The sequence below is a fragment of the uncultured Flavobacterium sp. genome, from assembly GCF_963975515.1.
GTDB lineage: Bacteria > Bacteroidota > Bacteroidia > Flavobacteriales > Flavobacteriaceae > Flavobacterium.
Window position 1 is genome coordinate 32,324 of the sequence record NZ_CAXBGY010000016.1, and the last position, 16,971, is coordinate 49,294.

18 protein-coding genes are annotated in these 16,971 nt (G+C 30.4%); 9 read left to right on the plus strand and 9 right to left on the minus strand.

The genetic code is table 11. The features are described from left to right. The first annotated feature begins 79 nt into the window (after positions 1-79). Entirely contained in the window at positions 80-592 is a 513-nt protein-coding gene (locus tag AAC008_RS14080; RefSeq protein WP_339890062.1) for a shikimate kinase, read from the plus strand. On the opposite strand, the gene AAC008_RS14085 is transcribed toward AAC008_RS14080, so the two are convergent. The 3 genes from AAC008_RS14085 to AAC008_RS14095 are packed head-to-tail and all read right to left on the minus strand — an operon-like array spanning position 584 to position 2,045. Further along, positions 584-1,078 (minus strand): phosphoribosyltransferase family protein, encoded by a 495-nt coding sequence (locus tag AAC008_RS14085; protein ID WP_339890063.1) that lies wholly within the window; start codon positions 1,076-1,078, stop codon positions 584-586. The two genes, AAC008_RS14080 and AAC008_RS14085, sit on opposite strands and share 9 nt — an antisense overlap. A 6-nt stretch (positions 1,079-1,084) precedes the next feature. Continuing rightward, positions 1,085-1,657, minus strand: a complete 573-nt coding sequence (locus AAC008_RS14090; RefSeq protein ID WP_339890065.1) for a methyltransferase domain-containing protein — start codon at positions 1,655-1,657, stop codon at positions 1,085-1,087. After that, a complete protein-coding gene (locus AAC008_RS14095) occupies positions 1,650-2,045 on the minus strand; it encodes a S4 domain-containing protein (RefSeq protein WP_339890067.1) in 396 nt (131 codons plus the stop codon). Before AAC008_RS14095 ends, AAC008_RS14090 begins: the two co-directional genes overlap by 8 nt. A 79-nt stretch (positions 2,046-2,124) precedes the next feature. On the opposite strand from AAC008_RS14095, the gene AAC008_RS14100 reads away from it, so the two are divergent. Then, positions 2,125-3,018: an FKBP-type peptidyl-prolyl cis-trans isomerase gene (locus tag AAC008_RS14100; protein WP_339890069.1), complete on the plus strand. Its 894-nt coding sequence runs from the start codon at positions 2,125-2,127 to the stop codon at positions 3,016-3,018. A 74-nt stretch (positions 3,019-3,092) separates the two neighbouring features. On the opposite strand, the gene AAC008_RS14105 is transcribed toward AAC008_RS14100, so the two are convergent. The 5 genes from AAC008_RS14105 to AAC008_RS14125 form a co-directional block, all read right to left on the minus strand. Further along, a complete protein-coding gene (locus tag AAC008_RS14105; protein WP_339890071.1) occupies positions 3,093-4,046 on the minus strand; it encodes a transketolase C-terminal domain-containing protein in 954 nt (317 codons plus the stop codon). 11 nt (positions 4,047-4,057) lie between these two features. Continuing rightward, on the minus strand, positions 4,058-4,723 hold the full coding sequence (locus AAC008_RS14110) for a hypothetical protein (RefSeq protein ID WP_339890073.1): 666 nt from the start codon (positions 4,721-4,723) through the stop codon (positions 4,058-4,060). Positions 4,724-4,725: 2 nt separating this feature from the next. Next, positions 4,726-5,574 (minus strand): transketolase, encoded by an 849-nt coding sequence (locus tag AAC008_RS14115; RefSeq protein ID WP_339890075.1) that lies wholly within the window; start codon positions 5,572-5,574, stop codon positions 4,726-4,728. Positions 5,575-5,715: 141 nt separating this feature from the next. Then, a complete protein-coding gene (locus tag AAC008_RS14120) occupies positions 5,716-7,098 on the minus strand; it encodes an NAD-dependent succinate-semialdehyde dehydrogenase (protein WP_339890077.1) in 1,383 nt (460 codons plus the stop codon). A gap of 5 nt (positions 7,099-7,103) precedes the next feature. Further along, entirely contained in the window at positions 7,104-7,403 is a 300-nt protein-coding gene (locus tag AAC008_RS14125; protein WP_339890079.1) for a hypothetical protein, read from the minus strand. A 179-nt stretch (positions 7,404-7,582) separates the two neighbouring features. On the opposite strand from AAC008_RS14125, the gene tgt reads away from it, so the two are divergent. The 7 genes from tgt (at position 7,583) to AAC008_RS14160 (ending at position 16,622) form a co-directional block, all read left to right on the plus strand. Then, entirely contained in the window at positions 7,583-8,713 is a 1,131-nt protein-coding gene (gene tgt, locus AAC008_RS14130) for a tRNA guanosine(34) transglycosylase Tgt (RefSeq protein ID WP_339890081.1), read from the plus strand. A gap of 4 nt (positions 8,714-8,717) precedes the next feature. Continuing rightward, a complete protein-coding gene (locus tag AAC008_RS14135; protein ID WP_339890083.1) occupies positions 8,718-9,806 on the plus strand; it encodes an LptF/LptG family permease in 1,089 nt (362 codons plus the stop codon). Further along, the gene (locus AAC008_RS14140; RefSeq protein WP_339890085.1) at positions 9,793-10,680 is read left to right on the plus strand and encodes a DMT family transporter; all 888 of its coding nucleotides are present in this window, start codon (positions 9,793-9,795) and stop codon (positions 10,678-10,680) included. Before AAC008_RS14135 ends, AAC008_RS14140 begins: the two co-directional genes overlap by 14 nt. Positions 10,681-10,751: 71 nt before the next feature. Further along, positions 10,752-11,705 (plus strand): acetyl-CoA carboxylase carboxyltransferase subunit alpha, encoded by a 954-nt coding sequence (locus AAC008_RS14145; protein WP_339890087.1) that lies wholly within the window; start codon positions 10,752-10,754, stop codon positions 11,703-11,705. A 150-nt stretch (positions 11,706-11,855) separates the two neighbouring features. After that, the gene (gene dnaB, locus AAC008_RS14150; protein WP_339890089.1) at positions 11,856-13,406 is read left to right on the plus strand and encodes a replicative DNA helicase; all 1,551 of its coding nucleotides are present in this window, start codon (positions 11,856-11,858) and stop codon (positions 13,404-13,406) included. 77 nt (positions 13,407-13,483) lie between these two features. Next, the gene (locus AAC008_RS14155) at positions 13,484-14,758 is read left to right on the plus strand and encodes an asparagine synthetase B (protein ID WP_339890091.1); all 1,275 of its coding nucleotides are present in this window, start codon (positions 13,484-13,486) and stop codon (positions 14,756-14,758) included. Between the two features lie 598 nt (positions 14,759-15,356). Continuing rightward, positions 15,357-16,622 carry a hypothetical protein gene (locus AAC008_RS14160; protein ID WP_339890093.1) on the plus strand — a complete coding sequence of 422 codons (1,266 nt, stop codon included), beginning with the start codon at positions 15,357-15,359 and terminating at the stop codon, positions 16,620-16,622. 67 nt (positions 16,623-16,689) lie between these two features. On the opposite strand, the gene AAC008_RS14165 is transcribed toward AAC008_RS14160, so the two are convergent. After that, positions 16,690-16,965 carry a hypothetical protein gene (locus AAC008_RS14165; RefSeq protein WP_339890096.1) on the minus strand — a complete coding sequence of 92 codons (276 nt, stop codon included), beginning with the start codon at positions 16,963-16,965 and terminating at the stop codon, positions 16,690-16,692. Positions 16,966-16,971: the final 6 nt, after the last annotated feature.

Sequence of the window (16,971 nt, forward strand, 5' to 3'; positions counted from 1 at the left end):
CAATGGGATTTTATTATAAATTTGTATTTTTTTTAATCATTTTTTATAAATGCTTGTTATGTAACGAATTAATGGAAATATGAAAATAATATTATTAGGTTATATGGGTGTAGGGAAGACATCTTTGTCTAAAAAACTTTCCAAAAAATCAGGAATTCCTTGTTTTGATTTAGATGAAATCATTGAAAAAAGCGAGAATTCTTCGATTTCTTCAATTTTTAAAGATAGAGGAGAAGTCTATTTTAGAAAAATTGAGCACCAATTATTTAAAGACTTTATAGAAAAGGAAGAAAATTTTATTTTAAGCCTTGGTGGAGGAACACCATGTTATGCCAATAATCATCTTTTATTGCAAAATGAAGGTGTTGTTTCGATTTATTTGAAAGCAAGTATTGATAATTTAACAGCAAAACTAAAAGATAAAAGAGCAAAAAGACCTTTGATTAAGAATTTATCAGAAGATGAGTTGCATGAATATATTGCAAAACATCTTTTTGATAGAAATTATTATTATCAAAAATCAAAGTTTACTGTTGTTGTTAACGGGAAATCTAAAAAAGAAATAGTTAAAGAAATTCTTCAATTAATTTAAATAGACATACATATTCTCTTTTTCAAAGACAACCTGAATGTGTTCTTGTAAAGAAGTTGAAAGAGAAATACCTTTAAAATCTGCTTTTACAGGATATTTTTTGTGATTTCTATCAACAAGTACAGCAGTTTTGAATTTGTTTAATGGAACTTCTAAAAAGTGTTTTACACCATATATAAGTGTAGTGCCTGAATTTAAAACATCATCAATAAGTACTAAACCTTTATTGCTATATTCTTCTTTAGTAATAGATGTTTTTATAGCTTCTTGAGGATTTGTTTTGTTTATAAAGACCTCACATAAAGTTATTTTTATTGGAGAAATTTTTTGTAATTCATCAGCAATTATTTGAGCAAAAATAAAACCACTTTTACTTATTCCAGCCAAAACTACTTCTTGTTCATCTACAAAAGTTTCATAAATTTGATAAGCTATACGTTTTGTTTTATGCTGTATCTCTTCTTTGTTTAATATTATATTTTGCATGTTAGTTTATTTTTTTTCAAAGATAAAAAAGAGTTCACTATCTTTTCGTGGTTTAATAGAATTATATGATTTTTCTAATGTTTTTATATTAAATTTTTCTGAAAATAATTTTAAATATTCTTCTTCAGAACCTCCAAAAGGCGGACCAACTTCTGTAAGTGGAAAATCAAAAAGTAATCCAGCTAATTTTCCGTTTTCTTCTAGTAAAGAATGCATTTGTGTAACATATTTTGTTCTCAATTCTGGATTTAAAGCACAAAAGAAGGTTTGTTCAATTACTAAATCAAAAGTTTTTGCTAAATCAAAAAAATCACCTTGAATAAAGTTTTTCGTAAAACTAGGGTTTCTTTTTTTTAGCGCTTCTAAAGGTTGTTCGGCAATATCAATTACTGTTATATTAGAAAAGCCTTTTTCAATCAAATAATCAAATTCATGTCCGTTTCCTGCGCCAGGAATTAGAATGTTTAGTTCTTTATTTTCAATTTGGTCAATATATTCTTTTAATGGAGTTGTAATTTTACCTACATCCCAACCGGTTTCATTGCTTTTGTATCTATTTTCCCAAAATTCTTTATTCATCTTTTTTGGCATCTTCGTCTTTTTCTTCCCAAATATAGTCATCTATTTCTCTACGGTCTTTTTTGGTTGGTCTTCCATCACCTTTAGCCCTGTAATGATCTTTGGATAATTTCAATAACTCTAAATGTTCAAAAGCTTCTGGTGGAGTTTCATCTTTCCTATACATATCAACCAATTTTGCTCCAACTCTATTTAGAGGAATATCTAAAACCGTAATTTTATAATTAATTTGGTCTTTTCGTAATGTAATTTTATCTGAAGTAAAAACTTCTCTTGATGCTTTAGCTGTTTGATTATTAACAGTAACATGCCCTTTTTTTATAGCCTCAGAAGCTATATTTCGGGTTTTGTAGTATCGCATACACCATAAGTATTTATCTATTCTCATTTATTTTTAAAATGTATGTTAAATATATTTACAAAAATAAATCAAAATTGTATCTTGCACCACTATAAAAAGGAAAAGAATGAAAAATATTTATAAAGTATTGTGTTTTGTTTTATTGGCAACTGTTTTTGCTGGCTGTCCTAGTGATGATAATGTTTATGCAGAGCCACCGAAACCTTATGCAGAGCAATACCCAATAGATGAAGCTGCAATTGAGGATTTTTTAGCAACTCATTTTGTAACTGTTGATGCTGATTTTAATACTACTTTTACTAAAATTGAAACAGGTGGAACAGAAACTCCTATTAAGAATATGTCAAATCTTGCTTTTAAAATGGTTGATAGAAATGACTTAACTTATAAGTTGTATTATCTTGTTTTAAATGAAGGTGATGCTGCTGGAGAAAGTCCAATAAAAGTCGATTCATCTTTCGTTTCATACAAAGGAACTTTATTTGATAATACTGTTTTCGATACTGCTGAAAGTCCTGTTTGGTTTATGTTACAAGATGTTGTTCCAGGTTGGGGAGAAATTATACCACAATTTAAGACTGGAACGTCGATTGAAAACCCTGATGGTACGGTTACTTATCAAAACTATGGTGCAGGTGTAATGTTTTTACCTTCAGCATTTGCTTACTATAATGGTTCTATAGGTGTTATTCCTCAATATTCTCCTTTAGTTTTTAATTTCAAATTGATTAATCAGAAACATATTGATCATGATAGTGATAGAGTTTTATCTGTATATGAATATTATGATCCCACAAAAACAGACGGAAGTTTATTAGATACGGATGGTGATGGTGTGCCAGATTATTTAGATATTGATGATGATAATGATGGTACTATAACTAAAGAAGAGGTTAAGTACTTTGATGTAAATGGCGATAAACAATATTACGAATTTGCTAATATTCCAACATGTAGTGGTGGAACTTTAAAAAAGCATTTAGATTCAAGTTGTCAATAAAAAGATAAATTACAAACATAAAAAAGCCAATTCGAAAGAATTGGTTTTTTTATGTCAATTAAATAATTATAAATTTATTTTCTAGAAACTGCTTTAATAGCTGCATTCACAATAGCTTCATTATTTAATTTATATTTTTCCATTAGTTGGTCTGGTGTTCCACTTTCTCCAAAACTGTCATTAACAGCTACAAATTCTTGAGGTACTGGATTGTTGGAAACTAAAGTTCTTGAAACACTTTCTCCTAATCCTCCTAATATATTGTGCTCTTCTGCAGTAACAACACAACCCGTTTTAGCAACTGAATTTAGAATTGCTTCTTCATCTAAAGGTTTTATTGTGTGAATATTGATGACTTCAGCAGAAATACCTCTTTCTTCTAGTTTTTCAGCAGCAATTAAAGCTTCCCAAACTAAATGTCCGGTAGCAACAATTGTTACGTCTGTTCCTTCATTAAGTAAAACAGCTTTTCCAATTACGAATTCTCCGTTTTCTGGTGTAAAATTAGCTACGCTTGGACGTCCAAAACGTAAATAAACTGGGCCATGATGATCAGCAATGGCTATTGTAGCTGCTTTAGTTTGATTATAATCACAAGTGTTGATTACGGTCATTCCCGGAAGCATTTTCATTAATCCAATGTCTTCTAATATTTGATGCGTTGCACCATCTTCACCTAGCGTTAAACCAGCGTGAGAAGCACAAATCTTAACATTTTTATCTGAATAAGCTACTGATTGACGAATTTGATCATAAACTCTTCCAGTAGAAAAGTTTGCAAATGTTCCAGTAAATGGAATTTTCCCTCCAATGGTTAATCCAGCTGCGATTCCAATCATGTTTGCTTCTGCAATTCCAATTTGGAAAAAACGTTCTGGGTGATTCTTTTTAAAGTCGTCCATTTTTAATGAACCTATTAAGTCTGCACAAAGTGCTACTACGTTTTCGTTTTTTTGACCTAGTTCTGTTAAACCAGCACCAAATCCTGAACGTGTATCTTTATTTCCTGTATTTGTATATTTTTTCATTTTGATTTGAATTAAAAGTAAAATTTAAAATTGAATTCAACTTCTTTAGTTTCTGTATAATTTAATTCTGTATTTATGGTGTCACCCGTAACATTTATAAATCTCACTAAAACATCATCTTTAGTTAAAGGTATTTTAAATTCATTTATAAAATTACTTTTTTGGTAATTATAATAATTTTTTTGATTTGGAATCGTATTAAAAATATAATATCCATCCTTTAAAATCTTCTTTTTATTTTTCTTTCTATTTGTATAAACATATAAAGCCGAACGCACAGTAATCTTGTTTTCAATAGAATCTTTTACGTAAGTAACCTCTGTGAAAGTATCCCTTTTATCATGATAGTTATTACCATATATAGCGTAAGAACTTTTGTATTTCAACCGGTTTAAATCTTCTATTTTTTTAAAAGTAAAGTTTAAATCAAAGGTTGCTTCTATATTGTTTTTTAAATCGAATAATTCAGCCTTTTTATATTTTTCATTCTGTATAATAGTAATTCTGTACGTAGAATCTTTTGAATTTCTTATTTCAATATGTTCGCCAACAAAATTGGTGTACTTATTTGTAAACTTAGCAAAAGAGATGTTGTCAAAATCAAGACTTACTCCTTCCGTTTGGCCATAAGACATTACATTTATAATGAGAAAAAATAAAAAGTGAAATTTAGTCATTTTTAATAATCTCCTAAAGTTTCAGCATTTTGACCTAATGCATTTGCTAATTGTTCATCATTAGGTGCTTTTCCGTGCCAAGCGTGAGTATACATCATAAAATCAACACCGTTACCCATTTCTGTATGTAAAAGGACACAAACTGGTTTTCCTTTTCCGGTTTTAGATTTTGCTTCAGTCATACCAGCTAAAATAGCATCAATATTGTTACCTTCTTTGATGTCTAATACATCCCATCCAAAAGCTTCAAATTTGGCTCTTATACTTCCCATTGGTAAAACTTCATCTGTAGTTCCATCTATTTGTTTTCCGTTAAGGTCAATTGTAGCTATAATATTATCTACTTTTTTAGCAGAAGCATACATAATTGCTTCCCAGTTTTGACCTTCTTGCAATTCACCATCACCATGTAAAGTATAAACTAGATTTGAATCATTGTTCAGTTTTTTAGCCTGAGCAGCTCCAAGTGCAACAGACATTCCTTGTCCAAGTGAACCAGAAGCAATTCGAACTCCAGGTAAACCTTCGTGAGTTGTTGGATGACCTTGTAATCTAGAGTTTAATAATCTGAAAGTTGCTAATTCTTTTACAGGGAAATAACCACTACGGGCTAAAACGCTATAAAAAACAGGAGAAATGTGACCGTTAGAAAGAAAGAATACATCTTCATTCATTCCGTCCATGTCAAAACCTTCTTTTCTTTCCATTAGGTTTTGGTAAAGACAAACTAAAAATTCTGTACAGCCAAGAGAACCACCTGGATGACCTGAATTTACAGCATGTACCATTCTAAGAATGTCTCTTCTAACTTGTGTAGTTAAATCGTGTAGTTGTTGTGTGTTTGGTTTCATTTTATTTTTAAAATTTGAAAGTACAAATATAAGCAGTTTATTGCGATTTATTTCTACTAACAAAAAGCGACTTTTCAAAAGTTATCTACAAAAAAAAATGCCTTACCTAGGCAAGACATTTTTTATTGTTTGTTTTCAAACTTACATTTTGTCATTTTCAGAAATAACTCGAATTAATTTTTTATTGACAAATTCATCAATTCCTAATGCTGATAATTCGCGACCATAACCCGATCTTTTTGTTCCTCCAAAAGGTAATTCTGTTGAGGATTTTGTTGGTTGGTTGATGAAAACCATTCCAGAATCTATTTGATTGGCTACATTTTTGGCTCTTTCTAAATCTTTTGAAAAAACAGAACCACCTAAACCAAAATCGGTAGCATTAGCTAGTTCAATTGCTTCTTTTTCATTTTTCACCCTATAAAAACTCGCCACAGGTCCAAATAATTCTTCCTTATATAAATCCATTTCTGGAGTTATGTTAGAAATTATTGTTGGTTGCATAAAGTTCCCTATCAAATCAGCTTTTTTACCACCAGTTTCAATTTTGGCTCCTTGAGAAACTGCTTTTTCAACTTGTTTTAGAATAGTGTTTAAGGCGCCTTCACTCGAAAGAGGTCCAAGTTGAGTTTTAACATCCATTGGGTCACCTAGTTTTAAAGCACTCATTTTAGTTGTAAATTTTGATAGAAATTCATCGGCAACTTCTTCAACTACAATAAAACGTTTAGAAGCTACACAACTTTGTCCATTGTTAACGGTTCTTCCGTAAATAGCTAGAGTAGTTGCTCTGTCTATATCGGCATCTTCTAACACGATGAAAGGATCACTTCCTCCAAGTTCTAAAACAGATTTTTTAATGTTTTTTCCTGCAGCTTCTGCTAATGATGCACCAGCTTTTTCACTTCCTGTTAGAGAAGCACCTTGAATTCTTTTGTCATCTAATAATTTAGAAACTTTTGAACCAGGCATGAATAAATTGGTATACAAACCTTCTGGAGCATTTGCTTCTTTGAAAATATCTTCGATTGCTTTTGCACATTGAGGTACGTTTGAGGCATGTTTTAATAAAATTGTATTTCCAATCATAATGTTTGGAGCAGCAAAACGAGCAACTTGATAAAAGGGGAAGTTCCAAGGTTCAACTCCTAACAAAACTCCAACAGGGCTTTTTCTGATAAAAGCTTCACCAGTTTCAACTTTTAAAGTTTCATCGGCTAAAAAAGACTCTCCATTTTTGGCATAATATTCAAAAATAGAAACAACATAATCAATTTCATATTCAGCTTGCTTAATTAATTTTCCCATTTCGGCTGTGATTAATTTTGAAAGCTCTGGTTTCTTTTCTTTAATAATTGAAGCAACTTTATTTAAAAGTTTAGCTCTATCTTCAAAGGAAGTAAGTTTCCAAGTTTGATAAGTTTTGTGTGCTTTTGTAATTGCTTCTTCAATTTGAGTTTCTGTCATTTCATTAAATGACTTTAATTTTTCTAATGTATAAGGGTTAATCGATTGTATTGACATAGTTTTTATTTTGTATCAGCTTGACTATAATAATTGTTTTCTTCATCTTCACTTCCAATGTTTTCTTGTACATCGTCAAGTTCAGCGCCAGGAACATCTAAATCAATTCCAGTTTTAACGTCTTCAAATGATTTTTCGTTCATTTTTCCGGGAGTAGTATCAGTTGACTTTGTTTTTGAAATATCCTCCGGATTAATCTCTTTTTCTTCTTTATTGTTATTGTAAATGTCTTCAGAGGCTGGATAATTCATTGCATCTAATTTCGATTTAATCGCTCCTTCTTTTGGATTTTTATTGTTTTTCATGATTTTATATTTAATTGTTAATTATATAAATTTACGTTTTTAAGAACAAAAAATATTACAATGTTTTCACAAATTGTTCTATAATTTTCATAAAAATTACTTTTTTCTATGTTAAATAATAGTTTAAAAGCTAAGGCAACGTTTGGAAAACAATTATATTTGCCGAGTAAAATTTTTATATGAAGTTCGATTTAATTACAAGAGACCCTAAAAGCCAAGCAAGAGCAGGAAAAATAACAACAGATCACGGTGTAATTGAAACGCCGATTTTTATGCCTGTTGGAACAGTTGCTTCCGTAAAAGGAGTGCACCAACGTGAATTAAAAAACGATATTAATCCAGATATTATTCTTGGAAATACCTATCATTTATATTTGCGTCCACAGACTAAAATTCTTGAAGCAGCAGGTGGTTTACATAAATTTATGAATTGGGATAGAAATATCTTGACAGATTCAGGAGGTTATCAAGTGTACTCACTTTCTTCAAACAGAAAGATAAAAGAAGAGGGTGTAAAGTTTAAAAGTCATATTGATGGTTCGTATCATTTCTTTTCACCAGAAAATGTAATGGAAATTCAAAGAACTATTGGTGCAGATATTATCATGGCTTTTGACGAATGTACTCCTTATCCGTGTGACTATCGTTACGCAAAGCGTTCTATGCATATGACACATCGTTGGTTGGATAGATGTATAAATCATCTAGAACACCTTCCTTTTAAATATGGTTATGAACAAACGTTTTTTCCAATTGTTCAAGGAAGTACTTATAAAGATTTAAGACAGCAATCTGCAGAATATATTGCAAATGCTGGAGCACAAGGAAATGCTATTGGTGGATTATCAGTTGGTGAACCAGCAGAAGAAATGTACGCAATGACAGAAATTGTTACTGCAATTCTTCCGGAAGATAAACCAAGATATTTAATGGGTGTTGGAACGCCAATCAATATTTTAGAAAATATAGCTTTAGGAATTGATATGTTTGATTGCGTAATGCCAACACGTAATGCAAGAAACGGAATGTTGTTTACAGCATATGGTTCAATTAATATAAAAAACAAAAAGTGGGAAGCTGATTTTTCTCCTATTGATGAAATGGGACATACTTTTGTTGATACTGAATATACAAAAGCATATCTTCGTCACTTGTTTGCAGCAAATGAATATTTAGGAAAACAAATTGCTACTATTCATAATTTAGGATTTTACATGTGGTTAGTTCGTGAAGCTAGAAGACAAATAATTGCTGGAACTTTTAGAGAATGGAAGGATAAAATGGTTGTTCAAATGAACCAACGTTTATAGTTTTATGAATATAATTGATAAATACATATTAAAGCGATATTTAGGAACTTTTTCGGTTATGCTGCTGATGTTTATTCCAATTGGAATTGTCATTGATGTATCTGAAAAAGTAAATAAAATGATTGAAAAGAAAATCCCAATTTCAGACATTTTAGTCTATTATGGAGACTTTACAGTCTATTTCGCTAATTTATTGTTTCCTATTTTTCTTTTTTTATCAGTTATTTGGTTTACTTCAAAATTGGCTAATAATACAGAAATCATCGCTATATTGAGCTCAGGAATTTCGTTTAATCGTTTTCTAAGACCTTATATTGTTGGAGCATCTATTGTTTCAATATCTGCATTATTGATGGGATTTTTTCTTGTACCAATGGCAAGTAAAGGATTTAATGATTTTAGATACACTAATTTAAAAGGAAATAGTCAAACAAGAGAGACCAATGATATTTATCGTCAAATTAAGAATGAAGATAATATTAGTGAATATATTTATGTTAGTAATTATAATTATTTAAGTAAAACAGGATTTAATTTTACGTTTGAAAAATGCATTGGCAATAAAATGCAATATAAAGTAACTGCTAGTAGAATTAAATACAATGAAGAAACTAAAAGTTATACCCTTTATAATTATAAAAAAAGAACTATCGGCAAATTAGACGATATTTTGGAGTCTTACGAAAAGAAAATTCAAAAATATAATTTTGAACCCGATGATTTAACACCAGTTTATTATGCAGCAGAAACTATGTCGATTTCCGAAATTAATGATTTTATTGACAAAGAAACACTTAGAGGAAATTCTAACATAAACACTTATTTGGTTGTACTTTATAAAAAATATAGTTTGCCAATTTCAGCTTTCATTTTGACGATTATTGCTGTAGCTGTCTCAGCTATGAAGCGAAGAGGAGGAATGGGTGTTAATTTAGCAATTGGAATAGTTATAGCCTTTACATTTATTTTCTTTGATAAAGTGTTTGGCACAATTGCAGAAAAATCTAGTTTTTCACCTTTATTAGCAGTTTGGATTCCTAATATCGTTTTCGGAATTTTAGCCATTTACTTACTTCGAAATGCTAAACGATAAACTAAAAAACTACCTTCATCTTCATGTAATTGTATTTATCTGGGGGTTTACAGCTATTTTTGGAAAGTTAATTTCTCTTGAGGCATTAGATCTAGTTTGGTTTCGAATGTTTTTTGGAGCACTTTTTATTGTTGGCTTTTTGATATATAAAAAAGATAGCATTAAAGTACCTTTTAATGTGTTAATTGGATTCATTGTTTCAGGAATAATAATTGCAGCCCATTGGTACACTTTTTATCAAGCTATTAAAGTTTCTAATATTTCGATAACACTGGCTTGTTTGTCTACAGGAGCATTTTTTGCATCATTAATTGAACCTGTTTTTTATAAGCGAAAAGTTATTTGGTATGAAGTTGCTTTTGGACTCTTTGCTGTAATTGGAATTTCAATAATATTTAACGCAGAGACAGATCATGAATTAGGAATTATTTTAGCAATAATCTCTGCTTTTTTATCAGCATTGTTTTCAGTTATCAATAGTAAATATGCTAAGATATATGATGCAAATGTTATTTCTTTCTACGAATTATCTAGTGGTGTTTTCTTTTTAAGCCTATACTTATTGGCAACAGAAAAATTTTCAACCTCATTTTTTCACTTGACTTTTGAAGATTTTGCTTGGCTAATTGTTTTAGCTTCAATATGTACAGCTTATGCTTTTTCTGCTTCTATTAAGGTCATGAAATTCTTGAGCCCTTTCACCGTAATGTTAACAGTAAACTTAGAACCTGTTTACGGAATAATTTTAGCCTTATTTATTTTTAAGGATTCAGAACACATGAACTCACTTTTTTATGCTGGTGCTGCAATAATTCTTTTAACGGTTATAGCAAACGGAATAGTTAAGAACAGAAAAAAGTTAAAAACTAATTAAATTTATGTTAGATAAAAGTTATAAAAATTTTATATTTGTATTAACAAAAACAAACTAAACATAAACCATATATGGAATATTTAGATTTTGAATTACCAATTAAAGAACTTGAAGATCAGTTAGATAAATGCATGGTAATTGGTGAAGAATCAAATGTAGATGTATCAACAACCTGCAAACAAATTCAGAAAAAATTAGACGAAACGAAGAAAGAGATATATAAAAACCTTACAGCTTGGCAACGAGTACAGTTATCTCGTCATCCAGACCGTCCATATACTATGGATCATATTAATGCTTTAACAGAAGGGACTTTTCTTGAACTTTTTGGGGATAGAGGAGTAAAAGATGATAAAGCAATGGTAGGTGGTTTAGGAAAAATAGGAGGTCAATCGTTTATGATTATTGGTCAACAAAAAGGATATAATACCAAAACACGTCAGTTTAGAAATTTCGGAATGGCTAATCCAGAAGGATATAGAAAAGCATTACGCTTAATGAAAATGGCTGAAAAGTTCGGAATTCCTGTTTTGACATTAATTGATACTCCAGGGGCTTATCCAGGTTTAGAAGCTGAAGAAAGAGGACAAGGTGAAGCTATTGCTCGTAATATTTTTGAAATGTGTAGACTTAAAGTGCCAATTATTACAGTTATTGTTGGTGAAGGTGCTTCAGGTGGTGCATTAGGAATAGGAGTTGGAAATAAAGTATACATGTTAGAAAACACTTGGTATTCTGTTATTTCACCTGAATCTTGTTCGTCAATCTTGTGGAGAAGTTGGGAATACAAAGAAATAGCAGCTGAAGCATTAAAATTGACTTCTTTTGACATGAAAAAACAAAAGCTAATTGACGATATTATACCAGAACCACTTGGTGGAGCACATTATGATAGAGTTACAACTTTTGCGTCAGTAAAAAAATATATATTAAAAGCTTTTGATGAACTAAAAGAGTTATCAACAAAAGATTTAGTAGCTCAAAGAATGGATAAATACAGTAATATGGGGGAATTTAAAGATTAACAACCCAAATTCTTACTTTTTAGCTAAATCCGTCTTTTTCAATAACTGACGGATTTTTTTTGTATGTTGTTAACAGAAAATTTTATTTACTAACATTGTTTTTTTAAAAATCAAATTTCAATTTTAAATGAATTGAAGTACTTTAGCATTATGGAAAATCTCAAAAATATAAACCCTTATAAAGTAGATAAAACTACTATTATAAATCTTGAAAAAGGAAAATTGCCTCCCCAAGTTTTAGACCTTGAAGAAGCAGTTCTTGGAGCAATGATGATTGATAAAAAAGGGGTCGATGAGGTTATCGATATTTTGCAAGCCGAAGCTTTTTATAAAGAGTCTCATAAACATATTTTTGAAGCTATCGTTGAATTATTTAATGATACTCAACCAATCGATTTATTAACGGTTTCTGCTCAATTGCGTAAAAATGCTAAACTAGATTTAGCTGGTGGAGATTTTTATTTAATTCAATTAACACAAAAAGTTTCTTCTTCTGCACATATCGAATTTCACTCAAGAATTATTCTTCAAAAATTTATACAACGTAGTTTGATAAAAATTTCAAGCGAAATTATCGAAGAATCGTATGATGAAACTACAGATGTATTTGATTTATTGGATAGAGCAGAGTCAAAATTATACGAAGTTACACAAGGGAATATTAAACGTAGTTCTGAAACGGCACAAAGTTTAGTAATTCAAGCCAAAAAAAGAATCGAAGAAATTGCAGGTAAAGAAGGATTAAGTGGAGTTCCAACTGGTTTTCATGCTTTAGATAAACTGACTTCTGGATGGCAACCTTCTGATTTAATTATTGTAGCTGCTCGTCCGGGTATGGGTAAAACAGCTTTTACGCTTTCAATGGCTAGAAACATGGCTATTGATTATGGTAAACCGGTTGCCTTTTTCTCCTTAGAGATGTCTTCGGTTCAGTTAATTACGCGTTTGATTTCTTCGGAAACAGGATTATCATCCGAGAAATTAAGAACTGGAAAATTAGAAAAACACGAATGGGAACAACTTTCTATTAAAGTTAAAAATCTAGAAAAAGCTCCTTTGTATATAGATGATACTCCTTCTTTATCCATTTTTGATTTACGTGCTAAAGCTAGACGTTTAGCTTCGCAATACGGAATTAAATTAATTGTTGTTGATTATTTGCAATTAATGACAGCTGGTGGTAATGGAAAAGGTGGTGGAAATCGTGAGCAAGAAATTTCAACTATTTCCCGAAATTTAAAAGCTTTAGCAAAAGAATTAGCAATTCCAGTAATTGCACTTTCTCAACTTTCGCGTGCGGTTGAAACGCGTGGTTCTAGTAAAAGACCTTTACTTTCTGACCTTCGTGAATCTGGAGCTATTGAGCAAGATGCAGATATTGTATCATTCATTTATCGTCCAGAATATTATAAAATTGATGAATGGGATGATGAAGAACGTTCTCCAACTCAAGGTCAAGCTGAATTTATTGTTGCAAAACATAGAAATGGTGGATTAGATAATGTACGATTGAAATTTATTGGAAATCTTGGTAAGTTCGATAACTTGGATGATTTTAGTTCTCCTTTTGCTGATTTACCTTCAAAAATGAATTTAGATGATCAACAAAATCCATTTGCTACTCCAAAATTACCTTCAGCAAATGAAGCGTTTGGAAGTAACTTCAATGATGACGATGACGATTCAGATGTGCCATTTTAATATATAAATCCACTCAAAAGGTGGATTTTTTTATGCTTTCTTTTAGATAATTTCTCTTATCTTTGATAAAAAAAGGAATGCATTTACTTAGAAAAATAATAATACTCTTAATAATTTTATTTTCATTTTCAGCAAAAGCTTCATTTGTGTTAATTCCAATGGAAGCTGAAGGGCAACAAAATCATTTAAAAGCATACGGAATTACATTTTGGGCTTTAGAGAAAAATTATAAAGTTAATTGGCTGTTAAACTATCGTGGTGGTTCATTTTTGTTTCCAGATGCAGAAGAAATTCGTAAAGAATGTCAAATTAGAGGTGTAACTTTTGAAATTTTATCCGATGGTCAAACAGCAACAATCTTAGAAGAAATAAGTAGTCCTTCGCAAAATCAAGAAACAGTTATATTAGAAAAAGCTCCAAAGATTGCTGTTTATACTCCAAAAGGAAAAAAACCTTGGGATGATGCGGTAACAATGGTTTTGACTTACGCTGAAATTCCATACACAGAAATTTATGATGAAGAAGTATTAAGTGATCAACTTATATTATATGATTGGTTGCATTTGCATCATGAAGATTTTACAGGTCAATATGGAAAGTTTTTTTCGGCTTACAGAAATGCACCTTGGTATATTGAACAAAAGAAAGATGCAGAAACATTAGCTGCAAAATTAGGTTTCAGTAAAGTTTCTGAAGAAAAAAGAGCAGTTGCAATAAAAATAAGAGGCTATGTAATTGGGGGTGGATTTATGTTTGCCATGTGTTCTGCTACTGATAGTTTTGATATAGCATTATCTGCAGAAAACGTAGATATTTGTGAACCTATGTTTGATGGTGATGAAAGTGAAGCCAATTACCAATCAAAAATTGATTACACTAATACCTTTGCTTTTAAGGATTATATTTTAGAAAGAAATCCACTAGTTTATGAGTTTTCTGATATAGATACTACAAATGATCATGGAAAAGGTGCTCTTGCTATGGATAATGATTATTTTTCTTTAATGGAATATTCAGCAAAATGGGATCCAATTCCTACAATGTTATGTCAAAATCATACAACTTTAGTAAAAGGTTTTATGGGGCAAACAACAGCTTTTGAGTCTTCTAAAGTAAAGTCAAATGTTTTAATAATGGGAGAATGTAAAATTAATGGTGAAGCAAGATACATTCATGGTACAAAAGGAAAAGGAATGTTTACTTTTTATGGTGGTCATGATCCCGAAGATTTTCAACATAGAGTAGGAGATGCTCCAACGGTTTTAGATTTGCATCCAAATTCTCCGGGATATAGACTAATTTTAAATAATGTACTGTTCCCAGCCGCTAGAAAGAAAAAACAGAAGACTTAATAGGTATATATAACTCCTTTTAGTATTTTAGTTTTTTAATTGATAGATGTTATTTTTTGATTATAATTTAATCATTTGACAAATAGTGTAAAAATAACACAAGTTTTTTGTTAAAATGAATCATTTATTACGGCTAAACCTTTTTTGTATTACACTAAACCCTCATTCATGTAATTAGTAGTTGTAGTGTATTAAATTTTAGTTGTAGTTTTAACATATCAAAAACAAACAAACAATTATTAAGTCATGAAAAAGCAAGCTACACAACAAAAACAATATGCTTTTTTTCAAATCGAAAGAAGCGAATTTGTAAACTACAATTATAAAATTTATCGAGTCAAAAAAAAGCGATAAATTCTACTTTATATATTTAAGAATTATTCCCAAATCTACTATCAATTTCTGTTTGAAAAAGCTTTAATTTTATTTGTGTCCCTTAATACAGATGAGTTATAATAGCACCTCGAGGCAAACAGATAAAGGTATCTTATATTATTTTTTATATTAATTTTTTGCTAAAGAAATTTGGCACAGAATCCTAGTACCCAAAACAAACTTAACAATTAGACTTTATTTGTCTCAAAAAAATACTAATATCATGAAAAATCTACTTACTATATCAATCCTTGCATTAACATTATCTTTAAGTGCACAAAATTTTGAAAGTTACTCATTCAGTGGTGGTCACACTACAGCAAAAAAATCTGACGGAACTCTTTGGGGTTGGGGATATGCTTCTTCTGGTCAATTGGCAACTTTAAGTCAAAACGAACCTAAACCAGTTAAATTAAGCGAAGAGAAAGATTGGAAAACAGTTCAAACTGGAATAAAAAATACTTTTGCTATCAAACAAGACGGAACACTTTGGGCTTGTGGGAGTAATGAATATGGTGCTTTAGGAATTAATTCTGAAGAACAAGTTGTTGAATACTTTCATCAAGTTGGAGAAGATTCAAACTGGATTAAAGTTGCTCCTTCATATTTATTTACTGTTGGTATAAAAGCAGACGGAACAATTTGGGCTTGGGGTCAAAACGATTCAAACCAAATGGGAAATAAAACAAAAAGTGCTCAAGAATTATCACCTATTCAAATTGGAGAAGCTTCAAATTGGATTGACATTGCAACTACAACTAATAAAACGGCTTTTGCAATAAAAGAAGATGGAACAATTTGGGGTTGGGGTTTAAATGATTCTAACATGATTGTTGCAGATTCAAGAGTTGGTAACACTTATTTACCAACACAAGTAAATAATGATAAAGACTGGGTTAGAATTGAAGGTGGAAAAAACCATGTTATTGCTCAAAAAAATGACGGAACAATTTGGGCTTGGGGAGAATCTAGTATGGGACAATTAGGAAGTGGTGATTTAGTTTCTTACACAAACAGACCGCAATTAGTTTCTGCTGATAAATGGATTGATTTCTCTGCCGGATTTGCTGTTTCTTATGCCGTTAAAAATGATGGAACATTATGGGCTTGGGGAAGAAATAACTTCGGACAACTTGGTGATGGAACTACTGAAAATCGTAATGTACCTGTTCAAGTAGGAACTGACAAAAACTGGAAAACTGTTCAAGCAAAAGGATTTCAAGCAACTATGTTGACTAAAGCTGACGGAAGTGTTTGGTATATGGGATGGAATACATTTGGTTCATTTGGAAACGGTACTTATACTAACGCAATGGTTCCAACTAAAAATGATAATCTTAATTTATTAAATACACCTCAATATAATCATAGAGAAGTTTTAGCAGCTAACAAAAAAGCTAAAGGAAGAATGCAAGAAAAAGATTTACAAGCTAACTTAGATGCTGCAATTAAAAGTAAAAATGAAGTTACAGTTCTAGATAAAAATTAAATAATTGTTTGTTTTGATAAAAAACCCAAATTCTAATTACTGAATTTGGGTTTTTGTTTTTTAAGCATTAAAAGAAACTTCTTAAAGTAATAAAACTAGATGTTGCTAATAATAAAAGGCTAATTATATTTAGTACTTCTTTTTTGTTTTTGAATAAGTGCTTTATTCCAATTCCTAAAAAGACTAATTGCGCTATTAGAAATGGAATTGTCAATAATTCACTAAATACTCCAATTAAAACAAAATCTATTTTATAATAATTTAATATGTAAATTATACCGAAGTATGAAACAATTATTAAGTTTGCAATAGTTAAATTTTTAGTTGTTACTAATTTATTCACTTATTA

Coding starts and splice junctions, on each gene's coding strand:
- AAC008_RS14100 (WP_339890069.1), top strand. CDS start 2,125: ATGAAAAATATTTATAAAGTATTGTGTTTTGTTTTATTGGCAACTGTT.
- AAC008_RS14125 (WP_339890079.1), bottom strand. CDS start 7,403: ATGAAAAACAATAAAAATCCAAAAGAAGGAGCGATTAAATCGAAATTA.
- AAC008_RS14110 (WP_339890073.1), bottom strand. CDS start 4,723: ATGACTAAATTTCACTTTTTATTTTTTCTCATTATAAATGTAATGTCT.
- AAC008_RS14105 (WP_339890071.1), bottom strand. CDS start 4,046: ATGAAAAAATATACAAATACAGGAAATAAAGATACACGTTCAGGATTT.
- AAC008_RS14135 (WP_339890083.1), top strand. CDS start 8,718: ATGAATATAATTGATAAATACATATTAAAGCGATATTTAGGAACTTTT.
- dnaB (WP_339890089.1), top strand. CDS start 11,856: ATGGAAAATCTCAAAAATATAAACCCTTATAAAGTAGATAAAACTACT.
- AAC008_RS14115 (WP_339890075.1), bottom strand. CDS start 5,574: ATGAAACCAAACACACAACAACTACACGATTTAACTACACAAGTTAGA.
- AAC008_RS14155 (WP_339890091.1), top strand. CDS start 13,484: ATGCATTTACTTAGAAAAATAATAATACTCTTAATAATTTTATTTTCA.
- AAC008_RS14145 (WP_339890087.1), top strand. CDS start 10,752: ATGGAATATTTAGATTTTGAATTACCAATTAAAGAACTTGAAGATCAG.
- AAC008_RS14140 (WP_339890085.1), top strand. CDS start 9,793: ATGCTAAACGATAAACTAAAAAACTACCTTCATCTTCATGTAATTGTA.
- AAC008_RS14095 (WP_339890067.1), bottom strand. CDS start 2,045: ATGAGAATAGATAAATACTTATGGTGTATGCGATACTACAAAACCCGA.
- tgt (WP_339890081.1), top strand. CDS start 7,583: ATGAAGTTCGATTTAATTACAAGAGACCCTAAAAGCCAAGCAAGAGCA.
- AAC008_RS14080 (WP_339890062.1), top strand. CDS start 80: ATGAAAATAATATTATTAGGTTATATGGGTGTAGGGAAGACATCTTTG.
- AAC008_RS14090 (WP_339890065.1), bottom strand. CDS start 1,657: ATGAATAAAGAATTTTGGGAAAATAGATACAAAAGCAATGAAACCGGT.
- AAC008_RS14085 (WP_339890063.1), bottom strand. CDS start 1,078: ATGCAAAATATAATATTAAACAAAGAAGAGATACAGCATAAAACAAAA.
- AAC008_RS14160 (WP_339890093.1), top strand. CDS start 15,357: ATGAAAAATCTACTTACTATATCAATCCTTGCATTAACATTATCTTTA.
- AAC008_RS14120 (WP_339890077.1), bottom strand. CDS start 7,098: ATGTCAATACAATCGATTAACCCTTATACATTAGAAAAATTAAAGTCA.